The organism is Streptomyces hokutonensis (assembly GCF_000376565.1).
Classification (GTDB): Bacteria; Actinomycetota; Actinomycetes; order Streptomycetales; family Streptomycetaceae; genus Streptomyces; species Streptomyces hokutonensis.
In genome coordinates this window covers 162624-179423 of the sequence record NZ_BARG01000033.1, presented here as the reverse complement: position 1 = coordinate 179423, position 16800 = coordinate 162624, and the positions used below count along the sequence as shown (strand labels likewise).

The 16800-nt window shown below is 73.0% G+C and carries 11 protein-coding genes; 7 read left to right on the top strand and 4 right to left on the bottom strand.

Annotation, left to right across the window (positions count from 1 at the left end; translation table 11 throughout):
* Positions 1-39 precede the first annotated feature (39 nt).
* On the top strand, positions 40-963 hold the full coding sequence (locus SSP08S_RS20065) for a sirohydrochlorin chelatase (RefSeq protein WP_078532466.1): 924 nt from the start codon (positions 40-42) through the stop codon (positions 961-963).
* Positions 964-1075: 112 nt separating this feature from the next.
* Here SSP08S_RS20065 and SSP08S_RS20060 read toward each other — a convergent pair whose 3' ends face one another.
* Both SSP08S_RS20060 and SSP08S_RS20050 read right to left on the bottom strand, forming a co-directional pair.
* The gene (locus tag SSP08S_RS20060; RefSeq protein WP_019069411.1) at positions 1076-2113 is read right to left on the bottom strand and encodes a lactonase family protein; all 1038 of its coding nucleotides are present in this window, start codon (positions 2111-2113) and stop codon (positions 1076-1078) included.
* Positions 2114-2795: 682 nt separating this feature from the next.
* Positions 2796-4289: an FUSC family protein gene (locus SSP08S_RS20050; protein ID WP_019069409.1), complete on the bottom strand. Its 1494-nt coding sequence runs from the start codon at positions 4287-4289 to the stop codon at positions 2796-2798.
* 168 nt (positions 4290-4457) lie between these two features.
* Here SSP08S_RS20050 and SSP08S_RS20045 point away from each other — a divergent pair, with 168 nt between their 5' ends.
* The 5 genes from SSP08S_RS20045 to SSP08S_RS20025 all read left to right on the top strand — a co-directional run bounded on the left by SSP08S_RS20045 (position 4458) and on the right by SSP08S_RS20025 (position 10621).
* Positions 4458-4934: an Lrp/AsnC family transcriptional regulator gene (locus SSP08S_RS20045; protein ID WP_019069408.1), complete on the top strand. Its 477-nt coding sequence runs from the start codon at positions 4458-4460 to the stop codon at positions 4932-4934.
* A gap of 19 nt (positions 4935-4953) precedes the next feature.
* The gene (locus SSP08S_RS20040) at positions 4954-5634 is read left to right on the top strand and encodes an HAD family hydrolase (RefSeq protein ID WP_019069407.1); all 681 of its coding nucleotides are present in this window, start codon (positions 4954-4956) and stop codon (positions 5632-5634) included.
* 58 nt (positions 5635-5692) lie between these two features.
* Positions 5693-7867, top strand: a complete 2175-nt coding sequence (locus SSP08S_RS20035; protein WP_019069406.1) for a TerD family protein — start codon at positions 5693-5695, stop codon at positions 7865-7867.
* Positions 7868-8063: 196 nt separating this feature from the next.
* On the top strand, positions 8064-8744 hold the full coding sequence (locus SSP08S_RS20030; RefSeq protein WP_019069405.1) for a class I SAM-dependent DNA methyltransferase: 681 nt from the start codon (positions 8064-8066) through the stop codon (positions 8742-8744).
* Positions 8745-8905: 161 nt separating this feature from the next.
* Complete coding sequence (locus tag SSP08S_RS20025) at positions 8906-10621, top strand: SpoIIE family protein phosphatase (protein ID WP_019069404.1); 1716 nt, start codon at positions 8906-8908, stop codon at positions 10619-10621.
* Positions 10622-10624: 3 nt separating this feature from the next.
* On the opposite strand, the gene SSP08S_RS20020 is transcribed toward SSP08S_RS20025, so the two are convergent.
* Entirely contained in the window at positions 10625-12106 is a 1482-nt protein-coding gene (locus tag SSP08S_RS20020; RefSeq protein WP_019069403.1) for an MFS transporter, read from the bottom strand.
* A 281-nt stretch (positions 12107-12387) separates the two neighbouring features.
* Here SSP08S_RS20020 and SSP08S_RS20015 point away from each other — a divergent pair, with 281 nt between their 5' ends.
* Positions 12388-13287 (top strand): amidohydrolase family protein, encoded by a 900-nt coding sequence (locus tag SSP08S_RS20015; RefSeq protein ID WP_019069402.1) that lies wholly within the window; start codon positions 12388-12390, stop codon positions 13285-13287.
* A gap of 35 nt (positions 13288-13322) precedes the next feature.
* Here SSP08S_RS20015 and SSP08S_RS20010 read toward each other — a convergent pair whose 3' ends face one another.
* Positions 13323-16739 (bottom strand): ATP-binding protein, encoded by a 3417-nt coding sequence (locus tag SSP08S_RS20010; protein WP_026178656.1) that lies wholly within the window; start codon positions 16737-16739, stop codon positions 13323-13325.
* Positions 16740-16800: the final 61 nt, after the last annotated feature.

Here is a 16800-nt window from a genome sequence, read left to right as displayed (position 1 = left end):
CGAACAGGGGAGCCCAAGAAGCCAGTAACATGCCTCGCCATGAGCTCCCCCACTGGGCCCGCGTCCGGCCTGCCAGTACGAATGCCGCGACCTCGCCAGCCCGGGCGGCACCGCCGACCCGAGCCGCTGGCGGCTCCCGAGGGCGCGCCCGCGCTGGTGCTCGCCGTTCCGGGCACGCCCAGCGCCGCCACGCGCAGCCTCGCCGAGGAGGTCGTGAGCATCGCGCGCTCCGAGCTGCCCGGTCTGGACGGGCGCATCGGTTACCTCGACGGGGACGACGCCGAGTTCCCCACGCTGACGGCCGTGCTCGCGCACGCGGCCGAGGAGCGCACCGCCCGCTTCGAGCGGGCCAAGGCCGCCGGTGCCGACGTCAAGGAGCCCGACGGTCCCGTCGCCGTCGTCGTGCCGCTGCTCGCCGGTCCGGACAGCGCGCTGCTGCGCCAGGTCCGCCAGGCCGTCATGGACAGCCGCGTCGCGGCCGACCTGACCGATTCGCTCGGCCCGCACCCGCTGCTCGCCGAAGCACTCCACGTACGGCTCTCCGAGGCGGGTCTCGCCCGTGCCGACCGGGCCCGGCTGTTCACCGTGGCGACCGCCGCGGACGGCATCATCCTCGCCTCCGTGGGCGGCGAGGAGGCCGTGCAGGCGGCCGGTATCACCGGCATGCTGCTCGCCGCGCGTCTCGCCGTGCCGGTGATGGCGGCGGCGCTGGACCAGGAAGGTTCGATCGCGGCCATCGCGGAGCAGCTGCGCGGGTCCGGCTCGCAGCAACTGGCCCTGGCGCCCTACCTGATCGGCCCCGAGATCGACCCGGGTCTGCTCCAGGCCGCGGCCGCCGAGGCGGGCTGCTCGGCCGCCGAGGCGCTCGGCCCGTATCCGGCGATCGGCAAGCTCGCGCTCGCCAAGTACACGACGGCGCTGGGTATCGCCCCGCCGCAGCAGCAGGGTGCACCGGTTCGCTGACCCGATCCGGTCCGGCTTGGCCCGGCCTGGCACGTGTAACGCCGTAGCGCCGAAAGGGCCCCTCCTCACGCGGGAGTGGGCCCTTCGGCATGCCGTGGACACGGCCGTGGGGTCAGTCGAACACCACGCAGGACGCGGCGGTCACGTCGATCGAGCCGCCGGGGCGCGGAACGCCGGTGACGGGGTCGACGGCGAACCAAGTCACGTCTCCGGACCGCTCGTTCGCCACGTACAGGTGTCCGTCGGCCTCGGCGAGGGCGCGCGGCCAGTGGCCCCCGCAGGGCACCGTCCCGACCAGGCGCAGCCCCTCCCCCTCGACGGCGAGCACGGACAGCACGTCCTCGCCGCGGGTCGCCGTCCAGACGAAGCGGCCGTCCGGTGAGGTGACGATGCCGGAGGGGTAGGCGGCGTCGCCGACCGGGGCGCCCGGCAGTACCGGGGTCTCGGCCAGCGGTTTCAGTGCGCCGCGTTCGGCGTCCCAGCGGCAGGCGGTGACGGTCGGGGTGAGTTCGTTGAGGACGTAGGCGCGGTCGCCGTCGGGGTGGAAGGCGAGATGGCGGGGGCCCGAACCGGGTCTGAGGGCGATCTCGCGGTGCAGTACGGGGCGCCCGTCGTCCAGCGTGCACACCAGCACGGAGTCGGTGCCGAGGTCGATGCCGACGGCCCAACGGCCGCTGGGGTCGGGCTGGATCTGGTGGGCGTGCGGACCCTGCTGGCGCAGTTCGTGCGGGCCCGAGCCGGTGTGCCGGAGCTGTCCGGAGGGGCGGTCCGCCAGGGTGCCGTCGGGGCGGACCGGCACGGCGGTGACGCTGCCGGAGCCGTAGTCGGCGGTCAGGACGTGCCCCGCGTACAGGCTCAGGTGGGTCGGTCCTGCGCTGCCGAGGCGCACCGGCGGGCCGAGCGGTTCGGGCTTGTCGCCGTTGACGCGGTACGCGGCCACCGCACCCTCGTCCGTCTCGCTGACCGCGTAGAGGGTGTCCCCCTCGGGCGCCAGGGCCAGATACGAGGGGTCGGGGACGCCGTCGACACTGCTCAGGACGGTCAGTGCACCGCTGTGCGCGTCCACGGCCACCACGACGACACCGGGACCGCCCGCCGCCGTGAACGACCCGATGAAGGCCCGCCGTTGCCGCCCGCCGCCGTCTGTCACCGCTGTCCCCTCTCGGTTCAGTGCTGTCCGGGGTGACGGTAGCAGTCGATCATCAGCGGTCTAGACCAAAGCGCGGAGTCTGTCTCAGCAGAACCTGTCGGACCGCGCACGCAAGGCTGGGCAAGTTCGGCGCGGGGCCGTTCCAGCCGGTACAGATGGGCCGACGCGGATTGGCCGGACAGGCGCGTCGTGCCGCGGCCGCCACCCCACCGGGCCGAACCGCTCAAACCCCGACGAGCCCGAACCGGGCCGCACCCGCAGCGGACCCGCGAATGCCGCGGGAGCCCGCTCCAACCCGTACAGATGGGCCGGCTCGAGTTCCACCGGCAGCCCGGGCCTACGGGGCGTCGAACGGCGACATCACGCCGTCAGCGAGGGCCTCAACCGCGGTCCCGACGCGGTGACCGGGCAGACCCGGCGCGTGAGACCCACCCTCACAGGGCCGAACCCGCTCAAGCCCCGACGAGTCGCGAACCCGACCGCACCCGCAGCGGACCCGCGAAGGCCGCGAGAGCCCGCTCCAACCCGTACAGATGGGCCGGCGCGAGTTCCACCGGCAGCCCGGCCTACGGGGCGTCGAACGGCGACATCACGTCGTCAGCGAGGGCCCTCAGCCGCGGTCCCGACGCGGTGACCGGGCAGACCCGGCGCGTGAGACCCACCCCCATCGGGCCGAACCCGCTCACGCGCCCACGAGCCGCGAACCCGATCCCGCCCGCAGCGGAGCCGCGAGTTCCGCGAGGGCCCGTTCCAGCCCGTGCAAATGGGCCAGCGCCGGTTCCGTCGGCGGCCCGCCAACAGTCGCCGTGAGCGGTGACACCTCGCCTCCGGTGAGTGCCTCGACCGCGGTCTCGACGCGACGGCACGCGGCGGCGAGGCGAGCGTCGTGGGAGGCCTGCGGGTCGGCGGCCACCACGGCCAGGCCGCGGATCTCGTGGGCGCAGTCGTCGAGCAGGGCCAGCACCCGGCGGGCGCGGCGTTTGCGGCCGAGCATCGGGTTCAGCGGGTGGACGAGGGGCGCGACGGAGAGCCGTACCCGGCCGAGGAGTTGTTCGAGCTCCGTAATGCGTTCGGCGGGGTCGGCGCGGCCGGAACCGGCCAGGCGGGCGGTGGCCTCGGCGGTGCAGGTGTGGACGCAGCGCAGGGCGCGTTGGATCCAGGCGTCCGTGGTGGTGTGGGTGGTCACCGGGAGCACCAGCAGGACGGCCAGTACGGCGCCGAGCGCGCCGACGCCGGTCTCGGTGAAGCGCAGGGCCAGCAGGCCGGGGGTCAGGACGCCGAGGAGGCCGTAGAGCAGCTCGGCCATCAAGGTCACCGAGAGCATCATCCAGGTGTAGGAGACGGCGGCCGAGTAGAAGATCCCGAAGACGCAGGCGGCTACCAGGATCGCGGTCACGACGGGGGCGCCCGCGACCGGTACGGCGACCAGCAGGCCCAGCGCGATGCCGAGGACCGTGCCGAGGACGCGGCGGAAGCCTCGGACCACGGTCTCGCCGCGTGAGGCGGTGTTGACGAAGATCCACCAGGTGGCGCCGACGGCCCAGTACCAGCGCTGACCGGACACCAACTGGCCGACGACCAGGGCGAATCCGGCGCCCGCGGTCGCCTGGACGGCCTGTCGGGTGGTCACCCGGGCCAGGCCGCGGCCGGCCGGCGTGGCGGGTACGGCGGGCGGGGGCAGCCGGCGTTCGTAGCACCACAGGCCGAAGCGGACCGTCGCCGCGGTGAGCACGGAGAGGGCCACGGCGGCGTAGAGCGCGGGCAGTTGGGCGGTGGTCGCGTGCAGGAACTGGGCCACGAAGAAGGTCATGAACGCGAACACGCCGAGGCTGTGGCCGCGCGGTCCCCAGCGGCGGGCGTAGACGCCGGCGCCGACCACGGCGAGGAAGGTGAGGTCGCGGGCGACGGGGTAGGCGTGCAGTTCGGCGGCTGCGGCGAGCACCGGGAGGCCCACGCAGGGCAGCAGCGCGGTGGTGACGGCCTGTCCGCGCACCGTGGCGTCCGTGACGGTGAACAACGCGAGCAGCGCGGCGAGGCCACCAGTGACGGTGCCCGCGAGGGACTGTCCGGTCAGGCCGCAGACGGCCACCGCCAGGCCGATGCCGAGGACGGCCCGCGCGGCGAACCGCAGCCGTATCCGCCCCGGGTCCGGAGCCACGAACACCCGCTTCAGCACTGCTTCCCCGCCCCTTGCGCACGCCCACGAAAAAGGCGCCGCGGAGGTCCGCAGCGCCATCGACGCGCCCATCACAGCATCACCCGGCAGGCTGGCTCAAGTGACCTCTGAATCACTGGGCCATTGGCACAGCCAATTGTTATTGAGCCATTGGTACAGTCATGACCCATGAGCGTGGACGAACTCGACACCCGCATCCTGCGACTGCTCCTGGAGCAGCCGCGTACCAGCGTGCGCGAGTACGCCCGGCTCCTCGGCGTCGCCCGGGGCACCCTCCAGGCCCGGCTGGACCGGATGGAGCGGGACGGGGTGATCACCGGTACCGGCCCTTCCCTGTCCCCCGCCGCCCTCGGTCACCCGGTGCTCGCGTTCGTGCACATCGAGGTCACGCAGGGGCATCTCGACGAGGTGGGGGACGCGCTGGCCGCCGTACCGGAGATCGTGGAGGCGTTCTCGATCACGGGTGGCGGGGATCTGCTCACCCGGGTCGTGGCGCGGGACAACGGTCATCTGGAGGACGTGATCCAGCGGCTGATCAGCCTGCCGGGGGTGGTGCGCACGCGTACCGAGATGGTGTTGCGCGAGCGGGTCCCGCACCGCCTGCTGCCGCTGGTGGAGGCGGTAGGCCGCGCGGCCGGGAAGTGACCCTTGGCATCCTGAGGTCATGAGCAACCTCGGCGGCCTCTCGGTCATCTTCGATCTCGACGGAACACTCGTGGACAGCGAGCCGAACTACTACGAAGCCACCCGGCAGACCCTCGCCGACCACGGCGTCCCGGACTTCACCTGGGCGCAGCACGAGCGCTTCGTCGGCATCAGCACCCAGGAGAGCCTCGCCCTCCTCAAAGAGCGCCACGGGCTGAAGGCGCCGGTGGAGGAGCTGCTCGCGGAGACGAACAGCCGCTATCTGGCGCTGGCCCGGGCCGCCACGCACGCGTATCCGGAGATGCGGAAGTTCGTGGAGCTGCTGGCCGCCGAGGGGGTGCCGATGGCCGTGGCCTCGGGTTCGTCGCCGGAGGCGATCGAGGCGATCCTGAGTGGGACCGGGCTCGACGCGGTGCTGCGGACCGTGGTCTCGGCGGACGAGGTGGCGTACGGCAAGCCCGCGCCGGACGTCTTCCTGGAGGCCGCGCGCAGGCTCGGGGCGGCTCCGGCCGACTGTGTGGTCCTGGAGGACGCGGCTCCGGGCGCGGCGGCGGCGCACGCGGCCGGCATGCGCTGCATCGCGATCCCGTACGTGACCGCGCAGGCCGACGCCCCCGAGTTCGGCACGGCGGGACTGCTGCTGCGGGGCGGCCAGGCGGAGTTCAGCGCGCAGGGGGCCTACGCCTGGCTGGTCGGCTGACCTCCTGGCGACGTAAACCCGAATGCGCCCGCTTGTTCGGTTCTGGGAGCATGTCGGAATGATCGACCGACTCGAACCGCTGGTCATCCGGCACACGCTCCGCGTCCCCGCGCCCACGGGTCCCGTGGGTGAAGGCGCCACCGTCGCGCGGCAGTTCGACGCCGCGCTGTTGTCCGTGGGCTTCAAGCTCTCCCCGGAACTGCTGGAGCGGCTGTCGGGGCTGGCCGGGGAGACGGTCGTCCGGATCGCCGGCCGCACCCTGCGGACCGTCCGCGCGATGGTCGGCGACCACGTCCGGCACAACGTCTACTTCCTCGACTTCCCGGCCAACGTGCCCGACACGGTGGACTTCTGGATGTCGTGCGTCGCCGCCGCGCTCTACGACGAGGAGACCTCGGCCGCGACGCTCAAGCAGTTGCGGACCGGTGTGGTGAACCTGCTCGACCTGCCGACCTACGGCCGGTACCAGCACACGTACGCCGAAATGCTCGCCGCCCAGGACGAGTTGATCGCGGCGGTGGGCGACCGGATCACGGTGCTGCACCCGGGCGGCGACCTGGCTGATGAACTCACCGCCCTGTACCTGCAGTTGGCGGGCAGCGTCACACCGCTGAGCGAGGAGCACCTGAGTGATCTCCGGGCGCTGGCCGAGCGGTGCGGCGACGGGCCGCAGCCCGAGGCGATCCCGGTCCGGGAGAACCGCGCGGTCGTCAACGAGGCCCGGTTGAAGGCGGGTTCGGACCTCCTGCTGGACACCGTCACCGATGTGCTGCGGCTGGCCTGCGCGCTGTCGGACGGCGATGTGGCGCTCGCGGAGCCGACCCGCTTCAAGTCGCTGTCGCGTCCGGTGCGCCGGGCCCTGCTCGCGGGGCTTGACTCGGTGGTCGCCGCGGCGCCCGCCAAGCTCGCCGACGTGACCGCCCACCGTGAGGAGTGGAAGCGGCTCGGTGAGCGGCTGCACCCGCACGAGTACCCGAAGTGGCCGCACGCCGCCGAGGTGTTCGCGGTCGCGCGGGGTGAGCTGAAAGCGCGGTCGTTCGACGGGCGGGTCGAGGCACTCCTCGCGGAGAACGACGTGTTGGGGGCGGTAAAGCTGCTGAGGTCCGCGCCCGGCAAGCTGTTCCGCGCGCTGGACCGGCTGCTGCGCACCGCGCTCACGCAGGAGGAGCGGGACGCCGTGGTGGCCGCCGCCGAGGAGGTCGCGCCCGAGGTGTCCGGCCGGGTGGTGCTGTCGGTGCGCGAGCATCTGCACAACAGGGCCCGGGAGACCGGGGAGTTGCGGGTGTTCGTGAACCGGCGGGGCCGTGCCTGGGTGGCCGACGACGAGCGGACGGTCGTAGGGCCGGTGGAGCGGGAACGGCTCATCGCCGCGCTCGACGACGAGACGCGGCGTCGACTGCCTTCCGCGGAGCGGCTGTTGGTCGATCCGGAGGTGCTCGACGTGGCCCTGCCGTTGAGCGGGAAGGCGACGGCGGCGGGGCTCGGGGTGCTGCCGCGCGGGTCCGTGTCGGCGGTGGAGGGCGAGTTGCTGCGCTTCTTCGTGTACTGGAAGGAGTCCGAGCAGCGCACCGACTTCGATCTGTCGGCGCTGATGCTCAACGCGGACTACTCGACGAACACCTGGTTGTCGTACACCTCGCTGACCGATGTCGAGGGTGAGCACTCCGGTGACATCGTCGAAGCACCGGACGGGGCCTCGGAGTTCATCAATCTGCGGCTGGGTGCCGTGCGCGGGGCGTTCATCGTGCCGCAGGTCAACATCTTCGCGGGCGAGGGCTTCGAGGAGGTCGAGGAGTCGTTCTTCGGATTCATGCTGCGCGAGAGCGAGCAGCAGGGGCGGCCGTTCGAGCCGCGTACCGTGCGGATGAAGTCGGAGCTGCGCGGTGCGGGGCGGGTCGCGCTGCCGCTGGTGTTCCTGCGCGGGGAGGACGGTCGCTGGCGGGCGAAGTGGCTGCACCTGTATCTCAAGGGCAGCCCGTCGGCGAACCGGGTGGAGGAGAACCGGGTGACGGTGGCGAACCTGCTGCGCGGCATCGTGGAGCGCGAGCAGCTCACGGTGCGGCATCTCGTCGGCCTGATGAGCGGGGAGACGACCGAGGTGACGCTGTGGGACGGCGGGGCGGTGCCGGACGACGGTCCGGTGACGTATGTCGGTCTGCGCCGCCCGGACGGGCTGCCCGAGGGCTCGCGGATCGTGACCCTGGAAAATCTGCGCGACCTGATCCCCGCCTGACTGGTAACGTCGGCTTCGGCGAGGCCATGAACGGACTTCCTTCTCATCTTCCTAATGAATTTAGTCCGTTCGCTTTCCTCGCCCCCGACGTCGCGTGAGGGGTGCCCCAGGGCACCCCTCACGGCGTTCCCCCACTTGAAACGCACTTTCCCCACTTGTGGGACAATCCTCTATGCGCGGATGAAAGGCCACTTCAGTGAGCAGAGCGAACGACGGGGCCGACTACGGCAGCCTGCGGCTCGACCGCTCGGGTCAGGCCGAGGCCTTCGACGCCATCGGGGACCGCTACGACGAGGCCTTCCCGCACAAGGAGGGCCAGATCGCCGCCGGTGACTGGCTGATCGAGTCCCTCGCCCCGGGCTCCCGGGTGCTGGACCTCGGCAGCGGCACCGGCGTGCCGACCGCCCGCCAGCTGGCGGAGGCGGGCTTCGAGCTCGTGGGCGTGGACCTGTCCCGGCGGATGGTGGAACTGGCCCGCACATACGTCCCCGGCGGCACGTTCCACCAGCTCGACCTGGCCGACCTGCGCCCGGGCGGCCCCAGTGACCTGGGCCGTTTCGAAGGCGTCGCCGCGTTCTTCTCCCTGCTGATGCTGCCGCGCGTGGAGATCCCCCTCGCCCTGCGCACGATCCACCACCTGCTGACCCCGGGCGGTCTGTTCGCCCTGTCGATGGTGGAGGCGCATGTGGACGACTTCGCGATCCCCTTCCTCGGCAACACGATCAGGGTCTCCGGCTACCTCCTCGACGACCTGCACAAGATCCTGGACGACGCGGGCTTCGAGATCGTGAAGGAGACCTCCTACACCTACGCCCCGGCGGTCGCCGACGTGCCGCCCGAGGAGCAGGTCTTCCTCTGCTGCCGACGGCGCGACTGAGGCCGTAGCACCGACCCGGCGGCCCTGGGCCGCACCAGTGGACGGGACGAAGCGTGACGGAGCCACACAGCCCCCGCGAAGGCCCCGCCGGAACCGCCCGGCGAGGCGGTCCGGCGAGCGGCCGGGCCCCGGTCCCGCCGCCGGATCCGGGATGGGACCGGGTGCCTCTCGCAGCCGTACCGCAGACCGACCGGCTCCAGTACCTGGACGTGGCGACCCGGCGGATCGCCCGTGGAATGGACCTGGACGAGACGCTGCGCGAGTTGCGGTGGGCGGCGGTGCCCGCGTTCGCCGACGCGATCGTCATCCACCTGCACGATCCGCTGCCCGTCGGGGACGAGAAGTCGGCCGCGCCCGTCGTTCTGCAGCTGCACAGCATCGACCGGGCGCCGGAGGCGCGGACCGCGCTGCTGATGCCGCACGCCGAGTACGCGGACGTGACCGAGCGGATACAGCCGGTGCTCGACGGACGGCTCGCGAAGCTGCTGCTGGCCGGACAGCCGGCCTTCGGCGACGCGGACGACATCGGGCCCGCGGTGGCCGAGCTGCTGGGGCCCGCGGCGAGCGCGCCGGGGACGCTGCCGCAGGGCCGGAGGCTGATCATCGCCCCGCTGCACGGCCGCCACCACGTCATGGGCACGGTCGTGCTGCTGCGCCGCCCCGACCGCTCCGCGTTCACCGGCGACGACCTCCTCGTCGCCTCCCAGCTGGCCACCCACACCGCGATCGGCGTCCAGAAGGCGGTGATGTACGGCCACGAGGCCTCCGTCGCGGACACCCTCCAGCACACGATGCTCCCGTCCTCGCTGCCCGAACCGACCGGTGTGCAGCTGGCCAGCCGCTATCTGCCCGCGTCGAAGACCGCGCAGGTCGGCGGCGACTGGTACGACGCGATACCGCTGCCCGGCAACCGGGTCGCGCTGATCGTCGGCGACGTGATGGGCCACTCCATGACCTCGGCCGCGATCATGGGCCAGCTGCGCACCATCGTGCAGACCCTCGCCGGTCTCGACCTGCCCCCGCACGAGGTGCTGCACCACCTCGACGAACAGGCCCAGCGCCTGGGCAGCGACCACATCGCGACCTGCCTGTACGCGATCTACGACCCGATCTCGCACCGCCTCCTCATGGCCAACGCCGGCCACCCGCCCGCCGTGCTGCTGCGCCCGAACGGCCACGCGGAGGTCCTGCGGGTCCCGCCGGGCGCCCCGATCGGCGTCGGCGGAGTCGTCTTCGAGTCGGTGGAGATGCCCGCGCCCACCGGCACCACCCTGGTGCTCTACACCGACGGCCTGGTCGAGTCCCGCGACGTGGACGTGGGGACCGGCGTCGAGGCCCTGCGCACCCACCTCCAGTCCACCAGGCACGGACACCGCCTGTCCTCGCTGGAGCGGCTCTGCGACCGCATCCTCGCCGCACTGGCGCCTGGTCCGCGCGACGACGACATCGCGCTGCTCACCGCCCGCTTCGAGGGCTTCCCGCCGGACAGCGTCGGCTACTGGCACCTCGACCCGCACCCGCTCACCGCGGGCCAGGCCCGCCGGCTGACCCGCCGGGTGCTGCGCCGCTGGGGCCTGGACGCCCTGCTCGACCCCACGGAACTCATGGTCAGCGAGATCGTCACGAACGCCGTACGGTACGCCTCGCGCCCGATCTCCCTGCGGCTGCTGCGCACCGACGTGCTGCGCTGCGAGGTGACCGACGACTCGCCCCAGGTGCCCCGGATGCGGGAGGCGGAGCCGGGCGACGAGGGCGGCCGGGGACTGTTCCTAGTGGACCGGCTCGCGCAGCGCTGGGGGGCGACGCGGCTGAGCACGGGCAAGGTGGTGTGGTTCGAGCAGCGGATCCCGAAGGAGCCGCCGTATCACGGGAGTTGACGCTCAGACCGGTCCGACTCCCGTGCCGCCCTTGAGACGTTCCAGGTCGGACGGACGGACCTGGATGACGACCACGGCGATCAGCGCGGCGACCACGGTGAAGATCGCGGCCATGACGAAGGCGGCCGACGCTCCGGAGGTGAGGACCTGGTCGCCCCAGGTGCCCGGGAGCTGCCCGGTGTGCTGGAAGCGGAGCCGTTCGGCCGGGGTCGCCTGGGAGAGGAACGCGGGGATCTGGTCCTTCGCCTCGTTCCTGCTGGCCGTGCCGAACATCGTCACCAGGATGGACAGGCCGAGTGAACCGCCCACCTGCTGCATGGCGTTGAGGAGTCCGGAGGCCGCGCCGGTCTCCTGGACGGGGACGTCGGAGAGCGCCATCAGGGTCAGCGAGACGAACTCCATGCCCATGCCCAGGCTGAACACCAGCATCGGGCCGAGGACACTGCCCGCGTAGGTGGAGTGGACGTCCGTCAGCGTCAGCCAGGACAGGCCCCCGGCCGCGAGGATCGCGCCCACCACCATGAACGGCTTGGGCCCGTAGGTCGGCAGGAACCGTGAGGCCAGGCCCGCGCCGACCGCGATCACCGCGCTGACCGGCAGGAAGGCGAAGCCGGCCATGAGCGGGCTGAAGCCCAGCACGTCCTGCACGAAGAGCGTGAGGAAGAAGAACATGCCGAAGATCGCCGCGGCGAGGCAGAGCATGATGCCGTACGTCCCGGCCCGGTTGCGGTCGCGGAACATGTGCAGCGGGGTGATCGGCTGCCGGGAGCGCCGCTCGACCATGACGAACAGGGCGAGGACGACGACGGCCGCACCGAACGAGGCCAGGGTGAGCCAGTCGCTCCAGCCCTCCTGCGCGGCCCGGATGAAGCCGTAGACCAGCAGCACCATGCCCACGGTGGAGGTCAGCGCGCCGGTGAGGTCGAAGTGGCCGGGATGGCGTTCGGACTCGCGGATCCAGCGCGGGGTGGCGAGGACGATGAGCAGTCCGATGGGCACGTTGACGAAGAGCACCCACCGCCAGTTCAGCCACTCGACGAGGATCCCGCCCATCAGCAGCCCGATCGCGCCGCCGCCCGCCGAGACACCGGCGAAGACCCCGAACGCCCGGTTGCGCTCCGGTCCTTCGCGGAACGTCGTGCTGATGAGGGCGAGGGAGGTCGGTGAGGCGATGGCGCCGCCGACGCCCTGGAGGGCACGGGCGGCGAGGAGTTCGCCGGAGTTCTGGGAGAGCCCGCCGAGCAGCGACGCGAGTACGAAGAGCAGCACGCCGAACACGAACACGCGCCGCCGGCCGAGGATGTCGCCCGCCCTGCCGCCGAGGAGCAGCAGACCGCCGAAGGTGAGGGTGTAGGCGTTGACGACCCAGGCCAGGCTGGTGGTGGAGAACCCCAGCGCGCTCTGGATGTGCGGGAGCGCGATGTTCACGATGGTGATGTCGAGGACCACCATCAACTGGCAGGAGGCGATCACCAGCAGCGCCATGGTGTTTCCGCCACCGCCCGTGTCCCGGGTGGTGGCGGTCTGCGCTGGGGAGACTTGCCGAGGGCCGCTGCTCATGGTGCTTCGCACTCGCGAGAGGACGGTGGACGGTCGCGCCCACCGGATTGCTCACCGTTCGACGGTACGCCCGGCCCCCGCTCCCCACCACTCGATCATCACCGGCCGAGCCGCTAGGTTCACTCATGACAGGACATGGGGAGAGACCATGGGTGACCGTGGTCGTCGTCGACGGGCACACTCAACGCCTTGGCGGGAGAAGCGACATGACCAATGTCGACGTACACCAGCATCTGTGGACCCCTTCGCTGGTGACGGCTCTGCGCGCCCGCCGCGAACCGCCGTATCTGGACGGCTGGACCCTGTTCCTGGACGGTGAACCGCCCTTCGGGATATCGCCCGCCGACCATGACGTCGCCCGGCGCGCGGAACTCGCCGCCGCCGACGGTCTCGACCGGGTGCTCGTCTCGCTGTCGGCCCCGATCGGCGTCGAGTGGCTGCCCGCCGCCGAGGCACGGCCGCTGCTCGACGCGTACCACGACGGCGCGGCGGCACTGCCCGAGCCGTTCGGGGCCTGGGCCGCGGCCTGTGTGCGGGACATCGACGCGACGGCGACCGCCAAGGACCTCGACCGCGGCTTCGCCGGTCTCCAGCTTCCCGCCAACTCCCTTGCGGACGCGGCCGGTTACGACCGCTGCGCCCCGCTCCTCGACCTGCTCGAAGAACGCGACCTCCCCCTCCTCGTCCACCCGGGGCCCGCGGTGGGTTCCCCGGCGGACCCCGGCTGGTGGCCCGCGATGGTGCCGTACGTCCAGCAGATGCACGCCGCCTGGTACGCCTTCCACGCCTTCGGCCGGCCGCGCCACCCGCGCCTGCGGGTGTGTTTCGCCCTGCTGGCCGGACTCGCACCGCTGCACGGGGAACGGCTGGCCGCCCGGGGCGGCGGACCCGGGCACGCCGACCTCGGGGTGTTCGTCGAGACGTCGTCCTACGGCCCGACCGCCGTCGAGGCGACCGTCCGCGCCCTCGGTGTGAACGCCGTGGTCCAGGGCTCGGACCGGCCGTACGCCGAGCCGCCGCGGCATCCGGGCCACGGGCTGGGCGGAGCGGCGGCGTACGCCTTCCGCATCGCCAACCCACGCAGGCTGCTGACCGGCCAGGGATGACGGGCCAGGGATGACGGGCCGGCTCCTCGCCCTTCCTACGTCGCGAACGTCCGGCGTTTGGACTGCGCTGCCGCCAGGGCCGCCGTCGCCTCGCGGGCCCGGTCGGCCAGGTGGGCCGAGCCCCAGGCGAGGGCGGTCCGCTCGGCCAGGGTGTAGTGGTCGGCCGCCGGACCGTCCTCGCCCAGGAGCCGGTACAGGTCGGCGAGGGCGTGGGCGAGGGGGCGGGTCGCGTAGGCGGCTCCGGCCGCGCCGGCGAGCTGGTCCCGGACCGGCAGCAGCTGCGGGACCAGTGCCGACGCCAGGTCCAAGTCGCCTTGCAACACGGCGAGTTGGGCGCGGAAGTCGAGCTCCAAGCCGTACAGGTGGTCCGTCACGGGCTCCGGCGGGCAGCGCACCGCGAGTGACTCGTCCAGTCTGCCGAGGCGGGCCAGGATGAGGGCGAGCGCCACCCCGCAGGGGGCGCCGACGGTCTCGTAGACCTTCCGCATCACCGGTTCGATCTCGGCCACCCGGTCCTGGGCGAGCCGGATGGTGGTCAGTCCCAGCGTGCGCAGTCCGCGGGCGTGGTGCGAGCCGACGCGGCGCAGCAGGACGTCGGCCTCGGCGTACCCGGCCTCGGCCGCGTCGAAGCGGCCGGCGACCGTCGCCAGCATGGCCGAGGTCGCGACGCCCAGGCCCTGCGCCCACACCATGCGGTAGCGGTGGGCGAGTTCGAGTCCCCGCTCGGTGTGCCGGCGTACCGCCGCGGGGTCGTTGAGCGTGCCGGCGGTCATGCCGTCGAGGTGTTCGGGGACCCAGCGGTAGGCGGGCAGGTCGTGCGCGTGGGCGAGCCGGCGGAGTTCGGCGACCAGCGGGGTCCGCGCGGCGGCCTGTGTCTCCAGCGGCAGGAGCCTGGCCGAGGTCATCAACGCGGCGGCGAGCAGGCGTGGTTCGCCGTTGGACCGGGCCAACTCCAGTTGGGTGCGGGCCGCTTCCAGGGCCTGGGGCGCGTTCTCGGCCGCCACCGCCTCGACGTAGACCTGCAACACCCGTGCGCGGGTGGGGTCGTCGAGGCCGGGATCGGCTGCGAGCCGTTCCAGGCGCTCCAGTGTGGTCCGGTCGCTGAAGCCCTCCAGTCTGCTGCGCCAGGGCGAGGGTTCGGTCCAGGCGCCGTAGACCGCGGCCACCAGGTCGCCCCGGTCGGCCTGTTCGGCGAGTTCGACGGCACACTGCCGGGTGCGGCGGGCCGCGTCGGTGGAACCGGCCCTGACCTGCGCGCCGAGCAGCCGCACCAACAGGCCTACGGTGTCCTCCAGTTGAGCCGGGCCGTCGGCCGCCGCGCGGGTCTCGATCGCCTGCTGGATCAGGTCAACGGCGACGTCGTGGGCGTAGCGCCGTTCGGCCGCCTCGGCGGCGCGGAGCGCGTAGTCGACGGCGAGGGGCGCGTGCGCGGTGCTGCCGGAGTGGGCGAAGTGGTGCGCCAGGGCGGCGAGTTCGTGCGGGCGGTGGCGGCGCAGCGCGTGCGCGACGCGGGCGTGCAGGCGGGCCCGGCGTACGCCGGACAGGTCGGTGTACACGGTGTCGCGGACCAGCGCGTGCACGAACCGGACGCGTCCGGGGCCGGACTCGGTCAGCAGGTCCGCGGCGAGGGCCGCGTCGAGGCCCGCCAGCACGGTGTCCTCGTCGGTGTCGGCCGCGTCGATCAGGACGGCCGCGTCGGCCTCCAGGCCCACGACGGCCGTGAGCCGCAGGGCCGCGCGGGCGGCTGCGGGCAGCAGCGCGAGCCGTCTGCGCAGGACGTCGCGTACGCCCTGCGGGACCTCGGAGACGGCGACGAGGGCGCCCTCGCTGGACAGCAGCCGTGCGCTCTCCAGGACGTAGAACGGGTTGCCGCCGGTCCGTTCGGCGAGGGCCGTGACCGTCCAGGCGTCGACGGGTTCACCGCACACGGCGTCGACGACGGTCGCTACGTCGTGCGGGCGCAGACCGGTCAGCGCGACGCGGCGCGGTGCGACGGGGGCGAGGTGGGCGAGGGTCTTGCCCAGGTCCTCCCCCGCCTCGGCGGGCCGGTAGCTGGCGACGGTGAGCAGGGGTACGCCGGTGACGGTGGCCGCGGCTTCGAGCAGGGCGAGGGTCTCGCCGTCGGCCCGGTGCAGGTCCTCCAGGACGACGGCGAGGGGGAACTCACCGGCCGCCGCGCGGAGCCAGGCGGCGAAGGCGCGATGCATCCGGAAGCGGCCGGCGGTCGCCTCGTCCCGGGTCGCGACGGCCGCGCTGTCCTGCTCGCGCAGCAGCACGGCCAGTTCGTCGGGCCGGGTGGGCGGCAGTTCACGGGCGAGCGCGCCGAGCGCCTCCGCCCAGGCCCAGGCGGGCGGCGCGCCCTCGTACTGCGGGCACCGCCCGACGACCACCGTCCATCCGGCCGACCGCAGCCGTCCCTCGACCCGCCCGAGCAGCGCGGACTTGCCCACCCCGGCCTCACCGGTGACCAGCACGACACCGCCCCGGCCCCGGGCGGCCCGCGCGGCGGTCTCCACCGCGTGCAGCTCGCTGTCACGGCCCACGAAGAGGGCGGCTCCGGCGCGTGGTTCACCGCTGTGGGTGGGCACGAGGCCGGTTCCGCCACCGAACTCGCCAGCCCTCGCTCGGTGTTCGCCGTGCCCGGCGACCAACGCGCTTGACTCGGCGCGCGGTTCACCACGGTGCGGCACCTGTGCGCGCAGCACGTCGAGCCGTCCGTTCAGTACCGCCTGTTCCAGTTCGGTCAGTGCCTGGCCGGGGTCGCAGCCGAGTTCCTCGCGCAGGACCCGGGTCGCGCCCCGCAGTGCGGCAAGGGCGTCGGCCTGTCGTCCGCAGGCCCACTGGGCGAGGGCGAGCAGCCGCCATCCCTCCTCGCGCAACGGGCTTTCCCGTACGAGGAGTTCGGCGGCCGGTACCGCCTCGGCGGGGCGGCCGGTGCGCAGGTCGGCGCCGACGGCGAGTTCACGGGCCTCGGCGCGCAGCGCGGTCAGGCGGGTTACTTCCGGCTCGGCCCAGGCCTCGTCGGCGTGTTCCGCGAAGGCCGGGCCCTGCCACCAGGCGAGCGCCTCGGCGAGCAGGGCGCGGGCCTCCTCGGCCGGTGCCTGCCGGGCGCGGGCGACCCAGCTCTCGAAGCGCCAGGCGTCCACCGCGTCCTCGGGCAGCCGCAGGGCGTAGCCGGGCGGAGCGGTGACCAGGACGGTCGCCGGGGTGCGCGGCGGCCGGCCCGGTTCGAGGGCGCGGCGCAGGTGGGACACATAGGTGTGCAGGGAGACCGTGGCACGGCTCGGCGGTGCCCCGCGCCACAGCGCGTCCGCGATCCGGTCGACGGGTACGACGGTTCCGCGGGCCGCGATCAGCAGCGCCAGCACGGCCCGTTGGCGTGGAGCACCGAGTTCTACCGGTCGCCCCTCGTCATCGGCGCCCAACGAACCCAGGACTCGAATACGCAGCACGGCGCGGGAATCTACCCGAGCCGTGTCGAAGCCCGGTCAACGGACGATAAACGCCCTTCCC